The sequence below is a fragment of the Massilia aurea genome (genome assembly GCF_014200505.1).
Taxonomy (GTDB): Bacteria; Pseudomonadota; Gammaproteobacteria; order Burkholderiales; family Burkholderiaceae_D; genus Telluria; species Telluria aurea_B.
Genome location: NZ_JACHBX010000001.1, coordinates 2,069,424 through 2,094,190 on the forward strand (window position 1 = coordinate 2,069,424; position 24,767 = coordinate 2,094,190).

General features: G+C 65.8%; 21 protein-coding genes. 8 read left to right on the plus strand and 13 right to left on the minus strand.

Features of this window, described 5'->3' with window-relative positions:
- Positions 1-30 precede the first annotated feature (30 nt).
- Positions 31-513 (plus strand): RDD family protein, encoded by a 483-nt coding sequence (locus HD842_RS09065; protein ID WP_183553298.1) that lies wholly within the window; start codon positions 31-33, stop codon positions 511-513.
- Here HD842_RS09065 and HD842_RS09070 read toward each other — a convergent pair whose 3' ends face one another.
- On the minus strand, positions 514-1,680 hold the full coding sequence (locus HD842_RS09070; RefSeq protein ID WP_183553300.1) for a mandelate racemase/muconate lactonizing enzyme family protein: 1,167 nt from the start codon (positions 1,678-1,680) through the stop codon (positions 514-516).
- A 96-nt stretch (positions 1,681-1,776) separates the two neighbouring features.
- Here HD842_RS09070 and HD842_RS09075 point away from each other — a divergent pair, with 96 nt between their 5' ends.
- Complete coding sequence (locus HD842_RS09075; protein ID WP_183553302.1) at positions 1,777-2,670, plus strand: LysR substrate-binding domain-containing protein; 894 nt, start codon at positions 1,777-1,779, stop codon at positions 2,668-2,670.
- Between the two features lie 193 nt (positions 2,671-2,863).
- Here the strand turns inward: HD842_RS09075 and HD842_RS09080 are convergent, their stop codons facing one another.
- Entirely contained in the window at positions 2,864-5,065 is a 2,202-nt protein-coding gene (locus HD842_RS09080) for an NADP-dependent malic enzyme (RefSeq protein WP_183553304.1), read from the minus strand.
- A 141-nt stretch (positions 5,066-5,206) separates the two neighbouring features.
- A complete protein-coding gene (locus HD842_RS09085) occupies positions 5,207-6,100 on the minus strand; it encodes a LysR family transcriptional regulator (RefSeq protein WP_183553306.1) in 894 nt (297 codons plus the stop codon).
- A gap of 80 nt (positions 6,101-6,180) precedes the next feature.
- On the opposite strand from HD842_RS09085, the gene sugE reads away from it, so the two are divergent.
- Both sugE and HD842_RS09095 read left to right on the plus strand, forming a co-directional pair.
- A complete protein-coding gene (gene sugE, locus HD842_RS09090) occupies positions 6,181-6,501 on the plus strand; it encodes a quaternary ammonium compound efflux SMR transporter SugE (RefSeq protein ID WP_183553308.1) in 321 nt (106 codons plus the stop codon).
- 214 nt (positions 6,502-6,715) lie between these two features.
- Positions 6,716-6,925 (plus strand): cold-shock protein, encoded by a 210-nt coding sequence (locus tag HD842_RS09095; RefSeq protein ID WP_183553309.1) that lies wholly within the window; start codon positions 6,716-6,718, stop codon positions 6,923-6,925.
- A gap of 225 nt (positions 6,926-7,150) precedes the next feature.
- Here the strand turns inward: HD842_RS09095 and HD842_RS09100 are convergent, their stop codons facing one another.
- The 3 genes from HD842_RS09100 to HD842_RS09110 all read right to left on the minus strand — a co-directional run bounded on the left by HD842_RS09100 (position 7,151) and on the right by HD842_RS09110 (position 12,489).
- A complete protein-coding gene (locus tag HD842_RS09100) occupies positions 7,151-7,738 on the minus strand; it encodes a nitroreductase family protein (protein ID WP_183553312.1) in 588 nt (195 codons plus the stop codon).
- Between the two features lie 72 nt (positions 7,739-7,810).
- Entirely contained in the window at positions 7,811-10,375 is a 2,565-nt protein-coding gene (locus HD842_RS09105; RefSeq protein ID WP_370660807.1) for a PepSY domain-containing protein, read from the minus strand.
- Positions 10,372-12,489 carry a TonB-dependent siderophore receptor gene (locus HD842_RS09110; protein ID WP_183553314.1) on the minus strand — a complete coding sequence of 706 codons (2,118 nt, stop codon included), beginning with the start codon at positions 12,487-12,489 and terminating at the stop codon, positions 10,372-10,374. The genes HD842_RS09105 and HD842_RS09110 overlap by 4 nt, the downstream gene beginning before the upstream one ends.
- Before the next feature lie 252 nt (positions 12,490-12,741).
- Between HD842_RS09110 and HD842_RS09115 the strand changes: the two genes are divergently transcribed.
- Complete coding sequence (locus HD842_RS09115; RefSeq protein ID WP_183553316.1) at positions 12,742-13,725, plus strand: tripartite tricarboxylate transporter substrate-binding protein; 984 nt, start codon at positions 12,742-12,744, stop codon at positions 13,723-13,725.
- A 64-nt stretch (positions 13,726-13,789) separates the two neighbouring features.
- Here HD842_RS09115 and HD842_RS09120 read toward each other — a convergent pair whose 3' ends face one another.
- From HD842_RS09120 to HD842_RS09135, 4 genes are read right to left on the minus strand one after another with little or no spacing between them, the layout of a single operon-like run.
- Complete coding sequence (locus tag HD842_RS09120; protein WP_183553751.1) at positions 13,790-14,968, minus strand: CaiB/BaiF CoA transferase family protein; 1,179 nt, start codon at positions 14,966-14,968, stop codon at positions 13,790-13,792.
- Positions 14,969-14,998: 30 nt separating this feature from the next.
- On the minus strand, positions 14,999-16,156 hold the full coding sequence (locus HD842_RS09125) for an acyl-CoA dehydrogenase family protein (protein WP_183553318.1): 1,158 nt from the start codon (positions 16,154-16,156) through the stop codon (positions 14,999-15,001).
- Positions 16,157-16,185: 29 nt separating this feature from the next.
- Complete coding sequence (locus HD842_RS09130; protein ID WP_183553320.1) at positions 16,186-17,028, minus strand: FAS1-like dehydratase domain-containing protein; 843 nt, start codon at positions 17,026-17,028, stop codon at positions 16,186-16,188.
- A 26-nt stretch (positions 17,029-17,054) separates the two neighbouring features.
- On the minus strand, positions 17,055-17,852 hold the full coding sequence (locus HD842_RS09135; protein ID WP_183553321.1) for an HpcH/HpaI aldolase/citrate lyase family protein: 798 nt from the start codon (positions 17,850-17,852) through the stop codon (positions 17,055-17,057).
- 179 nt (positions 17,853-18,031) lie between these two features.
- On the opposite strand from HD842_RS09135, the gene HD842_RS09140 reads away from it, so the two are divergent.
- The gene (locus HD842_RS09140) at positions 18,032-18,961 is read left to right on the plus strand and encodes a LysR family transcriptional regulator (protein WP_183553323.1); all 930 of its coding nucleotides are present in this window, start codon (positions 18,032-18,034) and stop codon (positions 18,959-18,961) included.
- A gap of 277 nt (positions 18,962-19,238) precedes the next feature.
- On the opposite strand, the gene HD842_RS09145 is transcribed toward HD842_RS09140, so the two are convergent.
- Together HD842_RS09145 and HD842_RS09150 are read right to left on the minus strand one after the other, a co-directional pair.
- Positions 19,239-20,378: a glycerate kinase gene (locus tag HD842_RS09145; RefSeq protein ID WP_183553325.1), complete on the minus strand. Its 1,140-nt coding sequence runs from the start codon at positions 20,376-20,378 to the stop codon at positions 19,239-19,241.
- 12 nt (positions 20,379-20,390) lie between these two features.
- Positions 20,391-21,704: an MFS transporter gene (locus HD842_RS09150; RefSeq protein ID WP_183553327.1), complete on the minus strand. Its 1,314-nt coding sequence runs from the start codon at positions 21,702-21,704 to the stop codon at positions 20,391-20,393.
- Between the two features lie 245 nt (positions 21,705-21,949).
- Here HD842_RS09150 and HD842_RS09155 point away from each other — a divergent pair, with 245 nt between their 5' ends.
- Positions 21,950-23,146, plus strand: a complete 1,197-nt coding sequence (locus tag HD842_RS09155) for a sugar diacid recognition domain-containing protein (RefSeq protein ID WP_183553329.1) — start codon at positions 21,950-21,952, stop codon at positions 23,144-23,146.
- On the opposite strand, the gene HD842_RS09160 is transcribed toward HD842_RS09155, so the two are convergent.
- On the minus strand, positions 23,121-23,849 hold the full coding sequence (locus tag HD842_RS09160) for a hypothetical protein (RefSeq protein WP_183553331.1): 729 nt from the start codon (positions 23,847-23,849) through the stop codon (positions 23,121-23,123). The genes HD842_RS09155 and HD842_RS09160 overlap by 26 nt on opposite strands.
- Positions 23,850-24,280: 431 nt before the next feature.
- On the opposite strand from HD842_RS09160, the gene HD842_RS09165 reads away from it, so the two are divergent.
- Entirely contained in the window at positions 24,281-24,742 is a 462-nt protein-coding gene (locus tag HD842_RS09165) for an RcnB family protein (RefSeq protein ID WP_183553333.1), read from the plus strand.
- Positions 24,743-24,767: the final 25 nt, after the last annotated feature.

Genomic DNA, 24,767 nt, shown 5'->3' on the forward strand with positions numbered 1-24,767 from the left:
GTCCTTACAGCACAATCAACCGGAGCCACCATGCAACCGCACGAATCGACCGAACTGGAATACGTTGGTTTCTGGGCGCGCACCGGCGCGGCGCTCATCGACAGCATCCTGGTGATGATCGTCGTGCTGCCACTGCTCTACGCCATCTACGGCGCCGCGTATTGGGACAGTACTGCGATGGTGATCGGCCCGGCGGACTTCATCATCAACTGGCTCCTGCCGGCTGCCTTCGTGCTCGCGCTGTGGATCAAGCTCTCGGCCACGCCGGGCAAGATGGCCGTCGGCGCGATCATTGTCGATGCGCGTACCGGCGGCAAGCCAAGCACGCGCCAGTTCATCATCCGCTACTTGGGCTACTACGTCTCGATGATCCCGCTGTTCCTGGGCATTCTCTGGGTCGGCTTCGACGCGCGCAAGCAGGGCTGGCACGACAAGATGGCCGGCACAGTCGTCGTGCGGCGCAAGGGCGGCACGACGCAACCCGTCAAATTCGACGCCACCGAACGCGCCTGATCAATCGGTCAGCCTGCGCATCTGCGCAATCAGATCGGCCTTGCCTTCAAAACCGATCCCCGGCAGATCGGGCATCGTGATGTGCCCATTCTCGACCTTGACGCCATCCGGGAAGCCGCCGTACGGCTGGAACAGGTCGGGATACGATTCGTTCCCGCCCAGCCCCAGGCCGGCGGCGATATTCAGTGACATCTGGTGCCCGCCGTGCGGGATGCAGCGCTTGGCCGACCAGCCGTGCTCCTTCAGCATGTCGAGCGTGCGCAGATACTCGACCAGGCCATAACTGAGCGCGCAATCGAATTGCAGCCAGTCGCGATCGGCGCGCATGCCGCCGTGGCGGATCAGGTTGCGCGCATCCTCCATCGAAAACAGGTTCTCGCCCGTGGCCATCGGATTGGCGTAGTAGTTGCGCAGCGTCGCCTGCAGTTCGTAGTCGAGCGGGTCCCCCGCTTCTTCATACCAGAACAGATCGTACTGCGACAGCGCCTTGGCGTAGCGGATGGCCGTATCCAGGTCGAAGCGGCCGTTCGCATCGACCGCCAGCTTCTGCCCGTCGCCCAGCACACTCAGGATCGAATCGATGCGGCGCAGGTCTTCGTCGAGCGAGTCGCCGCCGATCTTCTTCTTGACCACCGTGTAGCCGCGATCGAGATAGCTGCGCATCTCGTCTTTCAGCTTGCCGTGGTCCTGCCCCGGATAATAATAGCCGCCGGCCGCATACACGAACACGCGGCGCTCCGGCTGGCCATTGCCATAGCGGTCGGCCAGCAACTGGAACAGCGGCACGCCCGCGATCTTGGCCGTCGCATCCCACACCGCCATGTCGATGGTGCCGATGGCCACCGAGCGCTCGCCGTGACCACCCGGCTTTTCGTTGGTGAACATCGTTTGCCAGATCTTGTGCGGGTCGAGGTTCGCGCCCGTGTCGTCCTGCAGCGAGGCAGGATCTGCCTCGAGGATGCGCGGGATGAAGCGCTCGCGCATCAGCGTGCCCTGGCCATAGCGGCCGTTGGAGTTGAAGCCGTAGCCGATCACGGGTTTGCCATCGCGGATCACGTCGGTCACCACGGCGACCACGCTCAGCGTCATCTTGCTGAAATCAATGTAGGCGTTACGGATCGGGGAGCTGATTGGAACGGTCTGTTCGCGGATGTCGACGATTCTCATGGCGGTGTCTCTCATGTGCTGGTTGAACGAGACACCAGATTATTCGCTGCAAGGGCGGTTATGATTGAATCTCTTTCACAGGATTCTTCACCCAAAGTGAACAATGACCTCGCCTCGCATCTCGAATTCTTTGTGCTGCTGGCGCGCCACGGCAGCCTGAGCGCCGCTGCGCGCGCGCTCGACCTGACGCCGCCGGCTGCCACCAAGCGCCTGGCGCAGCTCGAAGAGCGCCTCGGCGTGCGGCTCGTGAACCGCACCACGCGCACCAGCAGCCTCACGCCCGAGGGTGAAACCTATCTGCATTACGCGACCCGCATCCTGGCCGACTTGCACGAGATGGAAGAAGCCGTATCGAGCACGCGCGCCGTGCCGCGCGGCCTGCTGCGCGTGAATGCATCGCTTGGATTCGGGCGCACGACGATCGCGCCGCTGGTGTCGACCTTCGCGCAGCGCTACCCGCAGGTGGAGGTGCAGCTCGACGTCACCGACCGGCCGGTGGACCTCGTCGCAGGCGGCATCGACCTGGCGATCCGGTTTGGCGAGCTGCCCGACCAGCGCCTGATTGCGCGCCGCATCATGTCGAACCGGCGCCTCCTGTGCGCGTCGCCGCGCTACCTCGAACGGCATGGCATGCCCGCCAGCCTGGCGGATCTGGCCAGCCACCGCTGCATCGTGCACCGGCAGAACGACGAAGCGCATGGCGTCTGGCGCCTGGAACATGAAGGCCGCGCCGTGTCGGTCAAGGTCCAGGGTGCGCTGTCGAGCAACGATGGCGACATCGTGCTGGGCTGGGCGCTCGATGGCCACGGCATCCTGGTGCGCTCGGAATGGGATCTGGCAAAGTACGTCGACAGCGGCCGCCTGCGCATCGTGCTGCCCGGGTACACGCAGCCCGAGGCCGACCTGTTCGTCGTCTACCCGAGCAAGCGCTGGCAGTCGGCGCGGGCACGGGCGTTTGTTGATTTTTTGGTGGAGCAGTTTGGGGGTTGATGCCGCGCGATCATCCGGCGTGACAATGGCGAGAATCACGATCGCCGCGTGGATGACGTAGGGTGGACGGGTTCCCCGTCCACGCGGTGATGGTTGACGGCGAGATCATCCGGCGGGAAAACAGCGCCAGTCACTACCACCGCGTGGACGGCATAGCCGTCCACCCTACGAACAACGGTCTCCGCCAGTGGTATTACTTCACGCCCGCCGCTGCCAGCGCCGTCATGTTGACGATGCGGCGCACAGTGGCGCTCGGGCTCAGGATGTGCACCGGCTTGGCCGCGCCCAGCAGGATCGGGCCCACGGTCACGCCCTTGCCTGCGGCGACCTTGAGCACGTTGAACAGGATATTGGCGGCGTCCAGCGACGGCATCACCAGCAGGTTCGCGCTGCCCGAGTAGCCGGCGTCGATCTTGTACAGGTCACGGATTTCTTCCGACAGCGCAGCGTCGCCGTGGATCTCGCCGACCACGGCCAGTTCGGGCGACTGCTCGGCCAGCAGCGCGCGTGCTTCGCGCATGCGCTTGGCGGACGGCCGCTCGGACGAACCCTGCGACGAGTGCGACAGCAGCGCGGCCTTCGGCTCGAGGCCGAAGTGCTGCAGCGTTTCGGCTGCCAGGCGCGTGATGGCCGCCAGCTCCTGGGCGCTCGGCTGCTCGTTGACATACGTGTCAGTGATGAACAGCGTGAACTTGTCGAGCACGAGCGCGTTCATCGCGGCCAGCACTTCGGCGCCCGGCGCCACGCCGATCTCGCTGCGCACGTGCTCCAGGTGGTCGTCGTAGCAGCCGGTCATGCCGCAGATCAGCGCGTCGACCGTACCCGCCGCCAGCAGGCGCGTGCCCTGCAGCGTCGTATCGGCTTCGGCCGCAATGACGGTGTAGTCGGCACCTTCGCGCAGGCGCAGGCCCGCGTCCTTGATGGCGCGCTGCAGGACCGACGTGTCGCCGATCAGCACCGGATGGGCGATGCCCTCATCGACCACCGCTTGCACTGCGCGCAGCACGCGTGGCTCGGTCGCTTCGGCGTACGCCACCTTGCGCACGTCGGCGCGTGCCTTGTCGAACACCGGCTTCATGAAGAACCCGGTGTGATAGATCATCTGGCCCAGCTTGTCGCGGTAGGCGTCCATGTCGGTGATCGGGCGCGTTGCCACGCCCGATGCGGCAGCGGCTTCGGCCACGCGCGGCGCGATCGCGCCGAGCAGGCGCGGATCGAACGGCTTCGGAATGATGTACTCGGGGCCAAAGGCAAGGTCCTGGCCTTCGTAGGCCAGCGCCACCACGTCGCTCGCTTCGGCTTCGGCCAGTTCGGCAATCGCCGTCACGCAGGCGAGCTTCATTTCGTCGGTGATGCGCGTGGCGCCGCAATCGAGCGCGCCGCGGAAGATGTACGGGAAGCACAGCACATTGTTGACCTGGTTCGGATAGTCCGAGCGGCCGGTGGCGATGATGACGTCCGGGCGCGCAGCCTTGGCCACTTCAGGACGGATCTCAGGCTCGGGATTGGCCAGCGCCAGGATGACCGGCTTGTCAGCCATCGTCTTGACCATCTCGCCCGTCAGCACGCCGGCGGTCGAGCAGCCCAGGAACACGTCGGCGTCCTTGACCACATCGGCCAGCACGCGCGCATCGGTCGCCTGCGCATAGCGCGCCTTGTTCTCTTCCATATTGGCGTCGCGGCCCTGCCAGATCACGCCGCGCGAGTCGACGACGTAGATGTTCTCCTGCTTCACGCCCAGCAGCACCATCATGTCCAGGCAGGCAATCGCCGCCGCACCGGCGCCGGAAGCGACCAGCTTGATCTGGCCGATGTCCTTGCCGACGACTTTCATCGCATTGAGCAGCGCAGCGGTCGAGATGATCGCGGTGCCGTGCTGGTCGTCGTGGAAGACCGGAATGTTCATGCGCTCGCGCAGCTTCTTCTCGATGTAGAAGCATTCCGGCGCCTTGATGTCTTCCAGGTTGATGCCGCCGACAGTCGGCTCGAGCATCGCAATCGCGTCGATCAGCTTGTCCGGATCCAGTTCGTCCAGTTCCAGGTCGAACACGTCGACACCGGCAAATTTCTTGAACAGGCAGCCCTTGCCTTCCATGACCGGTTTGGCGGCCAGCGGACCGATATTGCCCAGGCCAAGCACCGCGGTGCCGTTGGTGATCACGGCCACCAGGTTGCCGCGCGACGTGTAATCGAACGCGGTGGCCGGATCGGCAGCGATTTCTTCGCAGGCGTACGCCACACCTGGCGAATACGCGAGCGACAGATCGCGCTGGTTCGACAGCGGTTTGGTGGCGATCACTTCGATCTTGCCGCGGGTCGGGCTGCGGTGGTATTCCAGCGCGTCGATCCGCAGTTGGGTGTTCTGTGCTTCGTTCAGCGTACTGTCGGTGCTCATGTTCTTCCTATGCTTATTGGGTGATGCGGCGTGGGAGGCGGGGCCGCCACAAGGCGCGCGCGCAACGATCCTCCCATTGTTGGGCAAACATTCTAGCCGAACCGACACCATCGCGTGCGCGACCGGTTCCCGCACGATCGTTCACATTTTCTGCACGTTCAGCAGTTCGATGAAGCGCGTTGCCGCCATGCCCAGCGGCCGTTCTTCGGTCCACACGATGTCGACGAAGAAGCGCAGCACATTGGTCAGATTGATGGTCGGGATCTCGACCAGCTCACCGCCCTGCACGGCCTCGCGCACCTGGCTCGCTGGCAGCCACGCCCAGCCCAGGCCCGCCTTGACCAGCGCCAGCGCGGCGATCGGACTATCGGTCTTCCACTGCAGCGATGACATTGCGATGCGCTGGTCCACCTGGTCGGTGTCGCGCCCCGCCACGACGATCTGGCGCTGCAGCAGCAGATCGGTATCGCGCACCTGTGCCTGCCTGGCTCCCTTGAACATCGGATGGGAGCGCGCCGCCACCGCCACCAGGCGCTCCTCGGCCACTTCCTGGAATGCCTGATAGGGCGCCGCGCCATATCGCTCAAAGACAAGTGCCAGGTCGGCGCGCCCGCTGCGCACCATCGCCAGCGCATCGGCCTGCGGCGCGGTCAGGACCTCGACCTGCAACAGCGGATGCTCAAGGGCCAGCGCGTGCAGCGCAGCGCTCCATGGCACGGTGCCCAGCAGTTCGGGCACGAGCGCCAGCGTCAGCGACGCTTCCAGGCCGCGGTTCAACGACAGCGCATGCACGTTCAGGCGCTGCAATCCCTCAGCCAGCAGGCGCGCCTGCGGCAGCAGCGCCAGTGCCTGTGCTGTCGGTGTCGGATTGCGCCCGGTGCGGTCGAACAGCTGCACGTCGAGCTGCGCTTCGAGATTTGCGATCGCCATGCTGATGGCCGACGGCACGCGACCGAGCGCGCGCGCGGCTGCGGAAAACGAGCCATGGTCGATCGCCGCCAGGAAGGCTTTCACATTGTCGAGGTCAAACGCCATCGTTCAATTCCACTGATAGGTCCTGACTTTTTTCATCGCCAGATTCGACATAGTATCGGGCCTCACTCATCGGAGGCAATATGGTCTGGATACTGCTGGTCCTTGCAGGACTGTTTGAAATCGTCTGGGCCGTCGGCCTGAAATACACGGAAGGCTTCACGCGCCTGTGGCCCACGGTGGGCACGGTGGGTGCCATGATCGTCAGCTTCGGCCTGCTGGCCCACGTGCTCAAGACGCTGCCGATCGGCACTGCCTACGCGATCTGGACGGGGATCGGCGCCGTCGGTACGGCCTTGGTGGGCATCATCGTCCTTGGGGAATCGGCGTCACCGGCGCGGCTGGCGTGCATTGGCATGATCGCGGCGGGCATCGTCGGACTCAAGCTGGTTTCTGCACACTGAGGTCAATGCCGGAAATGAATCGACAAATCGTTAGGACATTCTGGAAAAGCGGTGTATCTTCAACGATGCACCACATCAAGTCGTTGTTATTGTTGGCTTTTCTCTCCCGCCTCGCCTCTTCCGGCAGTCCAGTTTGATTCCCCCGCTTTTATCTTCTCTTGGTTGAACGTGCGTATTGGGCGATTTTGCCCATGTCACTGCAAAGGAATTCAACATGACTACCCAAACCGGCACCGTAAAATGGTTCAACGACGCAAAAGGCTTCGGCTTCATCACGCCTGATGGCGGCGGCGACGATCTGTTCGCGCACTTCCAGGACATCCAATCGGAAGGCTTCAAGAGCCTGGCCGAAAATCAGCGCGTGTCGTTCGAGCGCTCGACCGGCCCTAAAGGCGAAAAAGCCGGCAACATCCGCGCGATCTGATGCTGCCCTCGTGACGCCGCCGCGCGCACCACGCAGATAGCGTGGGCGCAGCCACAGCGCACATTGAAAAGCCCGCCAATCGGCGGGCTTTTTGCTGTCTGGGCGTTTGGGGGTCGTTGAACGCGTGGACGGGAAACCCGTCCACCCTACGTCAGGTCGGTGGCATGACGACGGTCCCCGTGATGGTAGGGTGGACGGCTCCGCCGTCCACGCGTTCAAACCACATTACAAACTGCTGAGGAATTGGCTCACATCTGGCCGCACACGTGGTGCCTTCACGGTCGACGCGGTACCCACACCGATAAAACAAATGGCCCGCTCATGCGCCTCGAGCCCAAGCAACGTGCGCATGCCCGCAAAATCCATCGCTGCGCCACTGGCCAGGCCACTCGCAAAGCCAAGCAACTGAGCTGCCACCAGCATGTTCTGGATCGCGCAACCAAGCGACACGAGTTTTTCGTGCGTCGGGATGATGGTGCCCGGCTCGTCGCGCAGCACCGCCACCAGCAGGCATGGCGCGCGCAGGGCCTTGTCGTGCGCGGTGGCGAGCGCCTCGTCGCCGCAGGCGGGATCGCGCGCCAGCACGGCAGCGGCGAACACGTCACCCAGTAGATGCCGCTTGTGCTGCGGGATCAGAATAAACCGCCACGGCCGCAGCAGCCCATGATCGGGTGCCTGCGCGCCTGCTTCGACGATGCGCAGCAGGGCCGCGTCGTCCGGGCCGGGCGCAACGAGACGGCGCAGCGTGTAGTTGCGCCGCGCGGCCAGGATGGTCAGGAAATCGTCGGCGCCAGCCGGATACTCGGTTTGCATGGCGCCAGTATAGCGACAGCGCCGCCGATCCGCCGGGATGGGACGAACTGGCGACTCACAACGAATACATGCTCAGTACACGTCGCGCCGATAGCGCCCCTCATCGATCAGGCGATCGCGGCCGGCCTCGCCGAGAATCGTCGCCAGCGCCGCATCGACCTCCCCCGCCATACCCTGCAAGCTGCCGCAGACATGGATGACCGCATCGTGCTCAACCCAGTCGCGCAGCGTGTCGGCGCGGGCGCGCAGCCGGTCCTGCACATACTCGGGCGCGTCATCTCGCGAAAACACCAGATCGCATTCCGGTAGTGCACCGGCGGCGCGCCACGCGGCGATCTCGCCCGCGCACAGGCTGTCGAAGGCGCGCTGGCGTTCGCCGAACAGCAGCCAGTTGCGATGCTGCCCGGCCAGCACGCGGCTGCGCAGGTGCGCGCGCAGGCCGGCCATGCCCGAGCCGTTGCCGATATAGATGCAAGGCCGCGCATCCTGTGGTCCATGGAAACCCGGGTTCGTCGCCAGCCGTGCGCGGACCATCCCGCCGACAGCGAGATGCGCAGTCAGCCAGCCGGATGCCAGGCCCATGCCCTGCTCGTGGCGCTGCTGGCGCACGAGCAGCGTCAGTGCGCCGTCCTGCGGGATGCCGGCGATGGAATAGCGGCGCGGCGCCAGGGGCTTGAGCGCATCGGCGCATTCCTGGGCCGATGCAAACGGATGCCCGGCGCCGGGCAGCTCGCTCCAGGCCAGTGCGTCGCGCAGCGGCTGCGGTTCGCCCTGCCAGGTAACGCGCGCCGCGCCATCCAGACCACTGGCGGCCAGCCAGGCATAGAGGGTCGCCGCCGTGTGGCACGCGGCAACGTCCAGCAGGTCGCCGGCTTGCCACTGCTGATCTGACGTCGTCTGCAGCACGATTTCATACAGCGGCGCGCCCAGGCTGCCGGGATTCAAGTGGGTACGGGCGACAAGCCGCCAGTCGGTCATCGGTGCCGCGTCATTGGCAGCGGCGGGCAGCGTGCCGGCGGCCGCACCCAGTGTGCCCAGCGCATGCATCCAACGGCCCAGCGCCGCGGCGTCGCCCTGGTCGACGTCGATCCGTGGGAACAGCGCCGTGGCACCCAGCGCCCCGAGGCGCTCGTCAAGCGCGATGCCATAGCCACAGTAGCGCGCGTAATTGCGGTCGCCCAGCGCCAGCACCGCGTACTTGCAGCCGGCCAGCATCAGTGGCCCTGCATGCAGCTCGCGCGTGAAGCGGCGCGCCGCGTCGGGTGCCTCGCCGTCGCCGAAGGTCGCCGCCACGAACAGCGCATGGTCGTAACCAGCCAGTTCTCCCGGGCTGAGCGCCGATACCGCACGCAGATCGACCGCGCGGCCACCGGCGCGCAGCGCGGCGGCGCTGTGCAGCGCGATCCGCTCGGCCTGGCCGCCCTGTGTCGCAAAGGCCAGCAGGATCGGCGCACCGGCGCCTGGCGTGGTGGGTTGCTCCGTCATGGCCATCGCCCGTTCGCGCGCCAGTGCGCGCTGCTGGCGGCGCCGGCCCAGGTACAGCAGCCAGCCGGTGATGGCAAAGCCGGGCAAGGCCAGGCTGGCGAGCATCATGATGACCCGCCCCGGCAAACCGAAGTAGCTGCCCGTGTGCAGCGGCCGGATCGTGGTCAAGGCGCGCTGGCCAACGGTTTGTGCGCCGTAGGGTTCGTTCTTGAGCAGTGCGCCGTCGCTGGCGCGCAGCGACATGCGGTTGCGGGCGCGCTCGTGCGGGCCGTCCTGCGCAATCCATGTGAGCTGGTAGGCGCCGCTACCGCGTTCCGGCAGGCGGATCGTCGCGCTGGCCCAGTTCGGGGCGTGCGCGAGGAAGGTGTTCCAGGCCGGATCCAGTGCGGCCGGGCCATCCGGCTTCAATGCGCGTTTGCGTGGCTGCACCTTTGTTTCGGTCGCGGCGCGACGCTCGTTGCCGGCCCAGCCCTGCACCGTGTCGCGCACGACGTCAAAGCTCCAGTAGATGCCGGTACCCCCGACGATCAGGTAAGCCACCAGCGCCCAGGTACCGGCAATCGCATGCAGCGCCCACAGGAACGAGCGGCCCCGCAGGCTGGTATTGAAGGTGAGCCACGTGCGCCAGCTGGCGGGTTTGCGCGGCCAGCGCAGATACAGGCCGCTGAGCGCGAGCCCCAACAGGCACAGCGCCAGGATGCCCAGCACGAGGCGGCCCGGCGCGCGCGGCAGCAGCAGCCAGCGATGCAGCTCCTCGACCCAGTTGAAGGCGGCCTCGAAACGCAGCGCCGGCAAGACGGCGCCGCTGTACGGGTGCACGCGCACGTCCGGACCGCGCCGCTCGCCCGGCGGCGCGGCAAAGCGCACCAGCGCCGTGCTGCGCGGATCCGCTTCCAGCACGATGCTCACCACGCGCTCACCTGGGCGTACGCGCTGCGCGGCCTGCAGCAACTGTTCGGGCTGCAGGCGCAGGCGTGCTTCGGCGTCGACCGTCATGACGCCCGGATTGAGCACGTCCAGCAGTTCGTCCTCGAACGCCATGATGGCGCCGGTCAGCCCGATGACAGCCAGCAGCGTGCCGGCCGTGATACCGACGAACCAGTGCAGCTGGAACCAGACCGCGCGCAGCGACGGCAGGCGCCAGCGGCTCACAACGCGACCTTCATCGACAGCTTGATCAGGCGCGGCAAGCCTGCGCTCAGGCGCGTGCCGGCGCCGGCCCAGTACCGCTTGTCGGCGGCATTGTCGACATTGAGCTGCCACGTGGTGCGCTTGCCGGCGAACTGGCCGATGTAGCGGGCGCCCACGCTGAACAGGGTGGTGCCACCCAGCCAGGCCTGGTTCAGGTCATTCACTGGCCGCCGGCCCGTGTAGTACGCGCCGCCCGTCAGCGCCAGGCCGGGCACCGCATCGAGGTCCCAGGCCACGAAGGTGCTGGCGGTACGGCGCGCTGCGTTCTCGGGCAGCTTGCCGTTGTACGCCGCATTGATATCGCGGAACGCGGGATCGAGCCACTGGGCCGACGCCTGCCAGGCCACACTGCGCAGGATGCGGCCCTGCGACGACAGCTCCAGGCCGCGATAGCGCTGCTCGCCGTCGGCGGTGAAGACATTCGCGGTGTTGGTGTAGTAACCGGGGCGCTCGATCTCGAAGAGTGCCGCCTGCGTCAGCAGGCCGCCGGCCGTGCGCCAGCGCGCGCCGACTTCGCGCTGCTTGCTCACGCCGGGCGCCAGGCGCGTGCCCTCGTTCGCACTGCCGGCCGGTGCGGCCTCGCCCTCTTCCAGGCCTTCGGCCGCTGACGCATACACGGAGAGATCGTCACGCAGGCGGTAGACGACGGCCGCCATCGGCGTCGTCTCGCTCGCGTCGTAGTCATTCGCACCCTGCGTGCTGCGATAGTCGACGCGGCGCACGCCACCGATGAATTGCCAGTTGCCGATGCTGATGCGATCGACCAGGTACAGGCCCTGGTCACGCGAATCGAGGGCTGCCGTCGTGGGCGTCGCGGGCCGCGCGCTGACCGAGAAGTTCGTCACCGGCAGCGGCGCATACAGGTTCTGTGCGGGGATCGTGTAGTTGGCCTGGAAGATCGGAACCTGGCCCTTGTCGGTGTCGCTTGCCCCGATCGTTACCTCATGCGTCAAGGGCCCAGTGCGCAACTGGCCCGCCAGTTCGGCACGCAGCATGCGCGAATCGACGTCGGCATGTTGCAGATTGCCGGTGATGCGCCCGGCCCCGGTCGCGACGCTCGCTGCATTATTGAAGCGGAAGATCGGCAGCGAACGGTCGCGCTTCGTTTCGGCATGGCCCGCTTCGAGCGTCAGCGCCCAGGCGTCATTCAGTGCGATGTCTGCGCGCAGCTGCGCGTTGCGTGCATGCGTTTCGAACCTGGCCCAGTCGGGACCGACGAGCCGGCGCGGATCGACCGCGCGCGGCAGTGTGATCACCCCGCCCACGGCCGGCGGCAGGTTGATCCCGGCCTGCTCGGTCACGCGGCGCTTGTCGTATTCGAGGTCGGCGCGCAGACGCACGCGCGCGTTCACGCGCCAGTCGAATGCGCCGGAGACGAAACCGCGGTTGCCGTTGCCGACGCCATCGAGGTGCGAGCCGAGTGTGCCGCCGGCCGCGTTGATGCGTACACCGACTGCGTCATCAACACCAAAGCGGCGTGCAGCGTCGAGCGTGGCGACGATCGTGCCGTTGCTGTCGACCTGGGCGCCGACGGTCGTCAGCGGCGTGCTGCCGGCGCGCTTGGTGACGAAGTTCACGACGCCGGCCGGCGACGTGAAGCCGTAATACAGGGCGGTCGCGCCCTTCAGCACCTCGACGCGCTCCTTGTTCTCCATCGACACCTGGCCGAAGTTCATGATCGGCAGCGAGCCATTGAGGCGGTAGTTCGTGCGGTTCTCGACAGCGATGCCACGGATGACCAACTGGTCCCACGTGTCGCCACCGTTCTGCTGGCGCGTCACGCCGGCCGTATTGCGCACTGCGTCATACAGGCCGGCAGCGCCCTGCAGCTCAAGCACATCGCGCGTGATGACGTTGACGGTCGACGGCACGTCCATCACGTCGCTGCCGCGAAAGCTCCCGGCTTCCACCGTGTTGGGCATGAAGCCCTGCGCCTTCACCGCCGTCACGCGCACTGCCGGCATGGCGCCACCATCGGCATCCTGCGCCATCGCTGCCGCCGAAAACGCGTGAGGAAACACCAGGGACAGGGCAAGAACGAGACGCGACGGACGCAGGGGAAGGGACAGGGACATGAGAAGCAGCAGTGATCAGGAGCAAACCGGGATTCTATCGTGAATGAGAATCATTTTCAATGACGACTGCAGGTACACCGAGACTTGCTGCAGATGCACACTGTGTAGCGGTCCTACCTATCGACTTTTGTGATGGCGGCATCAAAAAACGCTACTACATGTGCATGTCATTCAATTCTATGATGACTTGACTGCATCAAACGCCACGCGCGGGGCAGCCTCGAGCACAAAAGCCTATAACAGGAGACATGCATGCCGACACACGCAATCACACGCAGGGTACTGAGCGCCGCAATCGCTCTGCTCGCTTCAAGCGCCGCCCTGGCCGCCGACTATCCGGAAAAAACCATCACCCTCGTCGTCCCGTTCTCGGCCGGCGGGCCCACCGACGTCGTGGCCCGGATCCTCGGGCAGGCCATGGCGAAGTCGCTCAAGCAATCGATCATCGTGGAAAACGCCCTCGGCGCGGGCGGCACGCTGGCCGCCGGCCGCATCGCGCGCGCCACGCCGGACGGCTACACGCTGCTGCTGCACCATAACGGCATGGCCACCAGCACGACGCTGTACCGCAAGCTCGCCTTCAACCCCATGACCGACTTCGAGTACATCGGCCAGGTGGCCGACGTGCCGATGGTGCTCATGGCGCGCAAGGACCTCGCGGCCAATACGCTGCCCGAGCTGATCGCGATGATCAAGTCGAAGAAGGACGCGATGACATTGGGCCACGCGGGCTTGGGCGCCGTGTCGCACCAGTGCGGCATGCTGTTCCTGAGCGCGATCGGCGTGCCGCTGACGACCGTTCCCTACAAGGGCACGGCGCCCGCATTGAGCGATATGCTGGGCGGCCAGATCGACCTGTTGTGCGACCAGACGACGCAGACGACGTCGTACATCCGCACCAATCGCGTCAAGGTGTACGGCGCGACGACGAAGACCCGGATCCCGTCGCTGCCGGCCCTGCCGACACTGGCCGAACAGGGCATGGCCGGTTTCGAGATGTACGTGTGGCACGGCATGTATGCGCCGAAAGGCACGCCGCCAGCGGTGGTGGCGCGCATCGGCACGGCGCTGCGCGAGGCGCTCAATGATCCGAATGTGAAGGCGCGCTTCGCCGAACTGGGCGCCGAGCCGGTGTCGGATGCAAAGGCCACACCGGAAGGCTTGCGCACGCACCTGAAGGCCGAGATCGACAAATGGGGCCCGATCTACAAGAAGAACGGCGCGTTCGCCGACTGAGTCACGCAACGCAAAAAGCCCGCGCTGCCATCACGGCGGCGCGGGCTTTTTTTATCGCCGGTTGCTAAACGGCGCCTTGCGCGTGCATGCCCGCGATGGCCGCCGCGTCGTAGCCCAGCTCCGCCAGGATCGCATCCGTATGCTGGCCCAGCGCCGGCACCGGATCCATGCGCGGCGTGACGTTATGCGGCAACCCGGGCGGCAGCATGGCGGGCACGCGGCCGTTGGCGGTGCCCACGTCGGTCCAGCGGCCGCGCGCCTTCAGTTGCGGATGGTCCCAGACTTCGTGCATGTCATTGACCTGGGCATTGGCGATGTGGGCCAGTTCGAGCCGCTCGCGCACCTGCTGGGCCGTCAACGTCGAAAACGCCGCCACGATCAGCGCCGCCAGTTCATCGCGCGCTGCGACCCGGCGTGCGTTGGCGTTGAAGCGTGGATCGGTCGCCAGCTCCGGCGCCTCCAGCACGATGGCGCAAAAGGCCGCCCACTCACGTTCGTTCTGGATGCCCAGCATGACCGACTTGCCGTCGCCGGCCAGGAACGGCCCGTACGGGAAGATGGTCGCGTGCGAGGCGCCCGTGCGCGGTGGCGGTGCCGCGCCGTCAAACGCGTAGTACAGCGGATAACTCATCCACTCGGCCATGCTCTCCAACATCGACACATCGATGCGGCAGCCCTCGCCCGTGCGCCCGCGCTGGAGCAGCGCGGCCAGGATGTTCGTGTACGCGTACATGCCGGCGGCGATATCGGCAATCGAGCAGCCGGCCTTCGATGGGTCGTCCGGCGTGCCGGTGATCGACAGAAAGCCCGATTCGCTCTGGATCAGCAGGTCGTAGGCCTTGCGGTCGCGGTACGGACCGTCGCTGCCATAGCCCGAAATGTCGCAGACGATCAGGCGCGGATGGCGTTCCTTCAGCGCGTCGTACGACAGACCAAGGCGCTCGGCCGCGCCGGGCGCGAGATTCTGCACCAGCACGTCGGCGTCTGCCAGCAGGCCCGCCAGCACCGCGTCGGCCTGTTCGTGTTTGACGTCGAGCGTGAGGCTTTCCTTCGAGCGGTTGGTCCAGACGAAGTGCGAGGCCAGGCCATTGACGCGTTCATCGTAGCCGCGCGCGAAGTCGCCGCTACCGGGCCGCTCGACCTTGATGACGCGCGCGCCCAGGTCGGCCAGCTGGCGTGTGCAGAACGGCGCCGCGATCGCGTGTTCGAGCGTGACGACGGTGATGCCGTCGAGGGGTCGCAGGGGTGTCATGGGTTTCATGTGCCTGCCTCCTCAGAACGAGCGTGGCAAACCGAGTACATGCTCGGCGACATACGACAGGATCAGGTTCGTCGAGATCGGCGCCACCTGGTACAGGCGCGTCTCGCGGAACTTGCGCTCGACGTCGTATTCGGACGCGAAGCCGAAGCCGCCGTGGAACTGCAGGCAGGCGTTGGCCGCTTCCCACGACGCTTCGGCGGCCAGCATCTTGGCCATATTGGCTTCGGCGCCGCACGGCTTGTGCGCATCGAACAGCGCGCAGGCTTTAAAGCGCATCAGGTTCGCCGCTTCGACGTTGATGTACGCGCGCGCAATCGGAAACTGCACGCCCTGGTTCTGGCCGATGGGGCGCCCGAACACGACGCGCTCGTTGACGTACTTGCTGATCTTGTCGATGAACCAGTAGCCGTCGCCGATGCATTCGGCAGCGATCAGCGTGCGCTCGGCGTTCAAGCCGTCGAGGATGTACTTGAAGCCCTTGCCTTCTTCGCCGATCAGATTCCCGGCCGGGATTTCCAGGTTCTCGAAGAACAGCTCATTGGTCTCGTGATTGACCATGTTCTGGATCGGTTGCACGACCATGCCCTGCTGGATCGCATCCTTGATATCGACCAGGAAGATCGACATACCCTCGGATTTTTTCGTGACCTCGCTAAGGGGTGTGGTGCGCGCCAGCAGGATCATCAGGTCGGAATGCTGCACGCGCGAGATCCAGACCTTCTGGCCGTTGATCACGTAGCGGTCGCCCTTGCGCACGGCCGTCGTCTTGATCTTGGTGGTGTCGGTGCCGGTGGTGGGCTCGGTCACGGCCATCGATTGCAGGCGCAGTTCGCCGCTGGCGATGCGCGGCAGGTAGTGGCGCTTCTGCGCTTCGGAGCCGTGGCGCAGCAGCGTGCCCATATTGTACATCTGGCCGTGGCAGGCGCCGGCGTTGCCACCCGAGCGGTTGATCTCTTCCATGATGACCGACGCTTCCGTCAGGCCCAGGCCCGAGCCGCCATATTCCTGCGGGATCAGCGCCGCGAGCCAGCCGGCTTGCGTCAGTGCGGTGACGAAGGCTTCGGGGTAGCCGCGCTCGTCGTCGACCTTGCGGAAGTACTCGGCCGGGAATTCGGCGCACAGGGCGCGCAGCGCGTCGCGGATGTCTTCAAAATCGTGGTCGGTGTGCATGGCGGTCTCCTGGTTTTTATTGGGGTGGCTTAGGCCAGCAGCGCTTCGGCGCGCATGGCCAGCTGGCCGTCGTGGGTCTTGGCCCACAGCGTGATCGTGTGGCCGCCCGGCTCGACGCGGCCGCAGACGCTGAAGCGGTGGATGTCGAACAGCGGCTGCACGGCGCGGAATGAAAACGCGGTAACGACAGCGTCCGGCCGTTCGCGCCGCACGAGGTCGAGCAGCAGGCTCGCGATCAGCGGGCCATGCACGATCAGGCCGGGATAGCCTTCGACCTGCGTCACGTACGGCTGGTCGTAATGGATGCGGTGGCCGTTGAAGGTCAGGGCCGAGTAGCGAAACAGCAGCACGGGGTCGGGCGTGATGTCGCGGATCCAGTCGTGGTCAAGGTCCGCCGATACAGGGGAAGGCGCCGGATCACCCGGCTGCGGATTGGCGCGGTAGACGATGTCGTGTTCCTCCTCGATCGCCACGCCGGCTGCGCCTTCGATCACGTGGCGCACCAGCACGAATATCAGCTTGCCGCTGCGGCCTTCCTTGCTCGTGATGTCGGCGATGGTCGACACGCGCCGCGCCTGGTCGCCCACCTGCAGCGGCGCGATGAAGCGCAGGCGTCCGCCGGCCCACATGCGGCGCGGCAGATCGACCGGCGGCAGGAAGCCCCCGCGCAGTGCGTGGCCGTCGGGGCCGAGTTGCGACTGCCGGTGCACCGGCAAAAAGTACAGCCAGTGCCACAGCGGCGGCACGGCGCTGCCGGGGTGCGGCGGCGGGTCGTCGCGATCGAGCAGCGCGGCCATCGCCGCTAGCGGCGCCGCAGTGATGACGTCCAGCCGTTCTTCGGTGCGGCCCTGCCAGGCGGTCAACTTGTCCATGGGGTGTCTCCTGTCGTTGTCTTGTTCTAGTCGGATGCGTCGTCGACGATGCGCTGGGCCCGGAGGATCACGGGTCGGTCGACCATCTTGCCGTCCACGGCGACGGCGGCGCCGTTGGCCTCGCGCGCTGCGGCCAGCACGCGCGTGGCCCAGGCCACCTCGGCATCTGTGGGCCGGAAGCCTGCATTGACGGACGCCACCTGGCGCGGATGGATGCACAACTTGGCGCCGAAGCCGAAGCGGCGGGCGCGAAGAGTATCCGCGCGCAGCTGGGCATCATCGTCCAGCGCCACGGTCACGCCATCGATGGGGGACGCCAGGCCGGCCACGCGCGAGGCCAGCACCAGCATCGAGCGAAAGTGCAGCAACTCCTCGTCATCGCCCTCAATGCCCAGGTCGAACTGGAAATCGATCGAACCGAATGCAAGCCGCGCGACGCCTTTCACACGCGCCAGCGCATCGACGGCCGCCATGCCACAGGCGGTTTCGATCAGCGGCAGCACGGGCAGGCCAAGCTGCGCAACGCGGCGCAGGTTGTCGACCGATTCCGCCTTCGGCAGCATGATGGCAGCCACGCCCGCGTGACGGCACAGGGCCAGGTCATCCTCGAACCAGGGGGTGTCTTCGGCGTTGATGCGCACGACGACGGGCATGGACGGATCGAGCGCTGCGGCCACCTGCATCCGCGCGGCGTCCTTGTCTGCGAGCGGGACAGCATCTTCCAGGTCGACGATGACGGCACCGGCGCCGCTGGCTGCTGCACGGGCGAACCGCTCGGGGCGGTTGCCGGGGACGAACAGATACGAGCGTGGGATGGCAGGCATAACGGACCAGTCGCGTGATGAGATCGAGACCCATCATAAATTTGAATGCTGGCGACTAAGAAATAGAAAAACATGATTCCACGATCACGTGAGCGCATGGCTGGCAGGGATCACGATCCTGTATTGCAGGCAGATGAGGAATCGCTTATGTTGATGGCACGACCACTTGAAGGACGACCATGGACATCAAGCAGATCCGCACGCTCATCGCCATTGCCGAAACGGGAAGCGCCACGAAGGCTGCGGAACTGCTGCACCTGGTGCAGCCAGCCGTATCGCGCCATATCCGGATGCTCGAAGAAGAATGCGGCGCCCTGCTGTTCGAGCGCGAGCGCCACGGCATGGTGCTGACCGACGCCGGACGCACGCTGGCCGAATACGGCCGGCGCGCGCTGCGTGAACTGGACAAGGCACGTGCCGAGATCGGCCCGGCCGCCAATGCGATCTCGGGCCGGTTGATGATCGGCCTGCTGGCCAGCACCAGCAGTCTGCTGGCGACCGAGCTGGTGGCGCGCGTACGCGCGAAGCACCCTGCAGTCACGGTCGGCATCAATGTCGGGTACGCGGGTAATGTGGTGCAGTGGCTGGAAGCCGGCGAAGTCGAACTGGCACTGCTGTACGACACGCGCGCTTCGAATGGCTTGCAGGTCGAAGCGCTGCTCGATGAACGCCTGTACGTGATCGGCCCGCCGGGCGAGATCGATGCATCGACGCCGTTTCCACTCAAGCAGCTGCGCGACCGCCCGATGATCCTGCCGAACGCACCGCACGGCCTGCGCAGCATCATCGAACATGCGCTGGCGGTGGCCGGCATCAGTGTCGACGTGGTGGCCGAGACGAATGCCCTCGACCTGCAGAAATCGCTGGTAAACAAAGGCTTCGGCTACAGCATCCTTCCCAGCTCCGCGATCCTCGACGAACTGCGCGACGGCACGCTGTCCGGCGCCCCGGTCGGCACCCCCGACCTGTCACGCCGCATCGTACTGGCACGCGCCGCCACCCGCCGCGCGTCCCCCGTCAGCGTGGCAGCAGCGCCAGAACTGGTCGGCCTGATGAAAGAAATGGTCCTGGGCGGCGCCTGGCCCGGCGCCGCCTGGATCGGCCGCTGACCGCACCAGCTGCAGCCACTGGCTCGCTAGCTGCCAAAGAAATTGCACAACAATTCGACTCTGACCCTAATTGTCAGGCAGCCTCGACAGTCAAAGCAATAATTAGGGTCAGAGTCGAATTGTTTGACAACTTTTGGGAATTGCCCAATAAATCGACTCTGACCCTACTTGTTGGCGGGGCTGAGCAATTGCCCAATAATTCGACTCTGACCCTCATTGTGGAGAAATCGGATCAATTGCTCAATAAATCGACTCTGACCCTCATTAGGGGTTGGGGTTAGAGCGATTGGCCGAGTTTGAGTGTGGCGGCGACGTTGCGGGCCGTGGTGCGGAGGTTGAATTCGGCGTTCGCGAGGGCTTCGGCGACCGTGCCGGCTTTCATGATCGTGCTGAACGTGGCGTCGATGCCGTGGGCGTGGACGGCGCTGGCGTCGTGGCCCAGGCAGCCACCGATGGCGATCACCGGTTTGCCATGGCGCGCAGCCACGCGGGCAACGCCGATCGGCGTTTTTCCGTTGACGGTTTGACTGTCGATGCGGCCTTCACCCGTGATGACCAGGTCGGCCAGCGCAACGGCGGCGTCCAGTCCGACGGCGTCGGCGACGATTTCGCTGCCCGGCCGCAGGCGGCCTTTGAGGAAGACCAGCATTGCAGCGGCGATGCCGCCACCGGCGCCGGCGCCCGGGACGTCGGCCACGTCCTGGCCCAGATCGCGCGCGATAACGGCGGCGTAGTGGCGCAGGTTGGCGTCGAGCTGGGCGACCATCGCCGGTGTTGCGCCTTTTTGCGGGCCGAAGATGGCTGAGGCGCCATTCACACCAACCAGCGGGTTGCTGACGTCGCACGCTACCTCGAACACCGAATCCAGCACGCGCGCGTCGAGCTGCGTGATGTCGATCCGCGCGAGGTTGGCCAGCGCTGCGCCGCCCGGTGCCAGTGGTGCATCCTGCGCGTCGAGCAGCTGCACGCCCAGTGCTTGCAGCATCCCGGCGCCGCCGTCATTGGTGGCGCTGCCGCCCACGCCGAGGATGAAGCGGCGCGCGCCGGCGTCGAGCGCGGCGAGGATCAGTTCGCCCGTGCCACGGCTGGTCGCGTGCAGCGGATCGCGCGAGGCCGGCGGGACCAGTTCCAGGCCGCTGGCGGCCGCCATCTCGATCACGGCGATGACGTCGCCGCCCGTCAGGCCGTAGAAGGCATCGACCGGCGTGCCCAGCGGACCGGTGGCGCGCAGGTCGACGCGGCGGCCACCGGTCGCGGCGATCATCGCGTCGACGGTGCCTTCGCCGCCATCGGCGACGGGGATCTTGACGTAGCGGGCGTCAGGGAAGATGTCGCGGAAGCCCGCCTCGATGGCGCTGGCTGCCTCCAGCGCCGACAGGCTTTCCTTGAATGAATCGGGTGCGATCACGATGTGCATGCTACGCTCCGATCAACGGTTGACGAGGCGCGCAGGCACCACGAGCACCAGCATCGCGCCGATGAACAGCACGGTCGACAGGATGTACAGAGCCATGTCGGTGCTGCCGGTGGCGTCCTTGATCCAGCCGACCAGGAACGGGCTGAGGAAGCCGGCGATCTGCCCCATCGAATTGATCAGCGCCAGGCCCGCAGCGGCGGCCGCGCTACCCAGGAACGCTGCTGGCAATGGCCAGAACATCGGCAAGCCGGTCAGCGCGCCCATCGTCGCCAGGCTCAGGCCGATCATCACCAGCACCACGTTATCCGAGAAATTCGCGGCCAGCAGCAGGCCGGCCAGCGCCATCAGCAACGGCGCCGAGAGGTGCCAGCGGCGCTCGCGCCGGCGGTCGGCCGAGCGGCCCACCAGCACCATGAAGACACCGGCGAACAGGTAGGGAATCGCGCTGAGCCAGCCGACCGTCGTGGCGCTCTCGAAGCCCAGCGACTTGATGATCGACGGCAGCCAGAAGTTGATCGCATACACGCCCATCTGGATGCTGAAGTAGATGAAGCCGAGCATCCACACATGCCAGTCGCGCAGCACGGCGCCGAACGAATGCACCGCATGCGTGCCGCTCGAGCGCTGCGCTTCGTCCTCGTCGAGCGCCGTCTGCATCGCCGTTTTTTCTTCGGCAGTCAGCCACGGCGCCTGCGCCAGGCTATCGTTCAGGTAGAACAGCACCGCGACACCCAGCAGCACGGTCGGAATGCCCTGCAGCAGGAACAGCCACTGCCAGCCATCCATGCCGCCCTGGCCGGCCGAGAAGTGACTCAGCATCCAGCCCGACAACGGGCCACCGATCAGGCCCGAGACAGGAATGGCCGACATGAACAGCGCCATTACCTGGCCGCGCTTGTGCGCAGGGAACCACTTGGTGAAGTACAGGACCATGCCGGGGAAGAAGCCCGCTTCGGCCACACCGGTAAAGAAGCGCAGCACATAGAATTCGACCGGCGTGCTCACGAACAGCATGCAGGCCGACAGCGCGCCCCAGGTCATCATCATCACCGCGATCCAGCGCCGCGCGCCCAGCTTGTGCAGGATGAGGTTACTCGGTACGCCGAAGGTCACGTAGCCAATGAAGAAAATGCCAGCGCCCAGGCCATACACGGTTTCGCTCAGTTGCAGCGCATCGAGCATCTCGAGCTTGGCGAAGCCGACGTTGACGCGATCCAGGTAATTGAAGAAGTAGCAGACGAAGATGAAGGGGATCAGGCGCCATGTGGCCTTGCGGTAGGCGCCTTCGAGCAAGCTCGCGCCGGGGGTGCTGGCAATGGTACTCATGCTGTCTCCGAATATATGGTCATGTAATCATCGAGATTATCAACCAAACAAGGGCTGCCAAGCGTCGGCGACACGCACAATTCAAGCCCCTTGATTCTCGCCTTTTTTCAGGCATGTGCACAAGTTGATAGCCAAACCAGTGTTCGCATACCCAATCAGCATGCCAACCCGACCCGCCCGGACCGCGCAGCCTACCGGCATAATTGTGCATAATCACAAACGCCCTCTTTCAACCAGACACCGCCATGCACATCCTCGACACCGGCCTCGCCCAGGAAATCGTCGCCCGCACCATGCGCATCATCCCGTTCAACGTCAACGTGATGGACGCCCATGGCGTGATTCTCGCCAGTGGCAACGCGGCGCGGGTCGGCGAGCTGCATGCCGGCGCCCTGCTGGCGCTGGCCAAGAAGCTCACCACCGAAATCGATGGGGCGGCCGCGCACAAGCTGCATGGCGCCCAGCCGGGCATCAACCTGCCGCTGTGCGTCGGCGGCGAGATCTGCGGCGCGGTGGGCCTGTCCGGCGCGCCCGACGACGTGCGCCAGTTCGGCGAGCTGGTACGCCTCAGTGCCGAGATGATCCTCGAGCAGGCCGCCCTGACCCAGACGCTGCAAAGCCACTCACGCTACCGCGAAGCGTTCGTGCTTAACCTGATCCGCTACGAGCCGGGCGCGCGCGCCGAACTCGAAGGCTGGGCGCAGCGGCTCGGGATCGACATCGAGCGCATGCAGCTCGTGTTTCTGGTCGAACTGCAGGGCGTGCCGGCGGCGGTGGACCACGCCCCGAGCGCCGTGCAGCTGCTGCAGATGCGGCTCCTGGCGCGCCGCGATGACGCCCTCACCGCCACCGTGGGCCCTGCCGAACTGGTGCTGCTCGAGGCCTGGGAGCCGTCCCGCAAAGGACTCGAGACACCGCCGCAGCGCCGACTCGATGCCTTGGCCCAGCTGTTGCGCGAAGAATGCACGCTGCCGTTCACACTGTCGATGGGGATTGCGCTGCCCGGCATCGACGGCGCTGCGATCTCGTATGGCAGCGCGCGCACCGCCAGCCGGCTCGGGCGCGCACGCCATCCGCAGCAGCAGGTTTTCAGCTATTACGAGATGGACTTGCCGGTACTGCTGTCGGGCCTGGACAGCGGCTGGCAGGCCCACCAGTTGCGCATGCCGATCGCGCGGCTCGCGCACGACAAGAGCCGCGCCATGCTGCGCGCGACGCTGTCCGCATGGTTCGAGCAGAACGAAAATTCGGCCGCCACCGCGAAGGCGCTGGGCATCCACCGCAACACGCTCGACTACCGGCTGCGCCGCATCGGCGAGCTCACGGGCCTGGACCTCGGCGCGAGCGAAGACAAGCTGCTGTTGTACGTGTCGTCGTTGTTGAGCCCGACGCTGAGCCCGATATTGAACGCGACGGTCAGCCCCGACGCCCCACCGGCATAGCCGACAATCCGCCGCCCGGCATCGACGCCCGCATGACGCCCGACTTGTCATCGCTGCGTTCGCGCCGTGCTTTTGCAGCCGCAGCGATGCGGCGCGCTTCGACCAGGGCCGCCGCGCGCTGTGCTTGTGTCAGCTGGCCCCCCAGCGCGGTCAGCAGCCCGCTGCGCTCGGCAAACATCTGCGGCGACCGGTCGCCAGGCTGCGCGACCTCTGCCTCGATCAACCCAACCGCAACCAGATAGCCATACCCCTGCACGGGACGCTTGTCCGTCAGATCCGAGCCAGTCAGCTTCTGCATCCCCCACAGCATCAGTACGGTCGAGTCCCCCGCCTCGGCCGCCGCGTCGAGCTGGCTGGCCGCCGTCGCCTTCCACTCGCGCACCAACGGGTCGTCGGGCCGCGTTGTCAGCGCACTCGGATCGCCAAACGGACCTTCGGCGGCATGCATCCACGCCGCGCCCGGCACGCCGGCCTTGACGGCCGTGGCGAGGTAATCGAGTCGCGCCAGCCGCTCGCGCTCCGTCATCGCGCCACACATGCGCGTCATGTTCCGGCGCTCCTCGGCGTTCAGCGCGCGTTTCGCGCCCAGCTTGTTGTCGTGCATCTCGAGATCCTGCCGCCGGTTGAACGACGCGCAGCTGGAGACGAACATGTAGGCCGCGTAGGCATCGTTCGGATCGTGCGATGCCAGCAGATCGGCCACATGCGCACTCAGGTTCGGGCGAACGGCAGCAGCCAGCACCGACGCTGACACTGCTGCCGATACCGCCTGTGCCGGCACGTGCACGGGCACGGCGGCACGAGGCGCAGCCGGCGGCGGTGCGCCCGTCACGGCGACGACCGTGTCACGTGTCGAACTGTTCTACATGAGCCCCGCCACGCCAATGCCGGCTACGACGAGCGTGCCGACCAGCCATTGTTGCCGACGTTTTTCCATCACAGCGCCTCCCCGGCGAAATGCATTGATCGGACCGAGTATAGCCAGCGCCTGCACGCTATTTCTCACACATTATGGCGGCGGCCGGCACAGATACACTTTGTAGCATTGCTTACTGGAATTCTTAACATGTTAGGGGGCGCCCGTAGTCTAATGAACTCATCGATTCAACGGATCGGCCACCAGGAGAAACAATAATGAAAACCAAGTTCATCGCAGCACTGATTGCATTGACCTTTACCGCGAGTGGCAGCGCTTTTGCACAACGCGGTGATCACGGAAACGATCGCGATCACGACCGCAACGGCTATTCGCAACAGCAGCACAACGACCGCCGTGACGATGATCGCCGCGACGACAACCGAAACGACCGCAACGACCGCCACGATGGCCCGCGCGCCAACGATAACCAGCACCGCAACGACAGCGCCCAGTATTATCGGCGCGACGATTCCCGCGGTGGCGGTCCACGCCACGATATGCGCCGCGGCGGCAAGCTGCACAAGGAATATCGCCACGATCGCTATGTGGTCAATGACTGGCGCGGTCGCCACCTGAGCGCGCCACCCCGTGGATATCACTGGGTCCAGACCGGTAACGATTATGTGTTGGCGGCGATTGCCACCGGTATTATTGCCCAGGTATTGTTCGCGAATTAAACGCTGGCTGATGCCGCCATAAACC

Excerpts from the sequence above, each read along its gene's own strand:
- HD842_RS09065 (WP_183553298.1), top strand. The coding sequence starts at position 31 with ATGCAACCGCACGAATCGACCGAACTGGAATACGTTGGTTTCTGGGCG.
- HD842_RS09070 (WP_183553300.1), bottom strand. The coding sequence starts at position 1,680 with ATGAGAATCGTCGACATCCGCGAACAGACCGTTCCAATCAGCTCCCCG.
- HD842_RS09080 (WP_183553304.1), bottom strand. The coding sequence starts at position 5,065 with ATGAGCACCGACAGTACGCTGAACGAAGCACAGAACACCCAACTGCGG.
- HD842_RS09085 (WP_183553306.1), bottom strand. The coding sequence starts at position 6,100 with ATGGCGTTTGACCTCGACAATGTGAAAGCCTTCCTGGCGGCGATCGAC.
- sugE (WP_183553308.1), top strand. The coding sequence starts at position 6,181 with ATGGTCTGGATACTGCTGGTCCTTGCAGGACTGTTTGAAATCGTCTGG.
- HD842_RS09095 (WP_183553309.1), top strand. The coding sequence starts at position 6,716 with ATGACTACCCAAACCGGCACCGTAAAATGGTTCAACGACGCAAAAGGC.
- HD842_RS09100 (WP_183553312.1), bottom strand. The coding sequence starts at position 7,738 with ATGCAAACCGAGTATCCGGCTGGCGCCGACGATTTCCTGACCATCCTG.
- HD842_RS09110 (WP_183553314.1), bottom strand. The coding sequence starts at position 12,489 with ATGTCCCTGTCCCTTCCCCTGCGTCCGTCGCGTCTCGTTCTTGCCCTG.
- HD842_RS09115 (WP_183553316.1), top strand. The coding sequence starts at position 12,742 with ATGCCGACACACGCAATCACACGCAGGGTACTGAGCGCCGCAATCGCT.
- HD842_RS09125 (WP_183553318.1), bottom strand. The coding sequence starts at position 16,156 with ATGCACACCGACCACGATTTTGAAGACATCCGCGACGCGCTGCGCGCC.
- HD842_RS09130 (WP_183553320.1), bottom strand. The coding sequence starts at position 17,028 with ATGGACAAGTTGACCGCCTGGCAGGGCCGCACCGAAGAACGGCTGGAC.
- HD842_RS09135 (WP_183553321.1), bottom strand. The coding sequence starts at position 17,852 with ATGCCTGCCATCCCACGCTCGTATCTGTTCGTCCCCGGCAACCGCCCC.
- HD842_RS09140 (WP_183553323.1), top strand. The coding sequence starts at position 18,032 with ATGGACATCAAGCAGATCCGCACGCTCATCGCCATTGCCGAAACGGGA.
- HD842_RS09145 (WP_183553325.1), bottom strand. The coding sequence starts at position 20,378 with ATGCACATCGTGATCGCACCCGATTCATTCAAGGAAAGCCTGTCGGCG.
- HD842_RS09150 (WP_183553327.1), bottom strand. The coding sequence starts at position 21,704 with ATGAGTACCATTGCCAGCACCCCCGGCGCGAGCTTGCTCGAAGGCGCC.
- HD842_RS09155 (WP_183553329.1), top strand. The coding sequence starts at position 21,950 with ATGCACATCCTCGACACCGGCCTCGCCCAGGAAATCGTCGCCCGCACC.
- HD842_RS09165 (WP_183553333.1), top strand. The coding sequence starts at position 24,281 with ATGAAAACCAAGTTCATCGCAGCACTGATTGCATTGACCTTTACCGCG.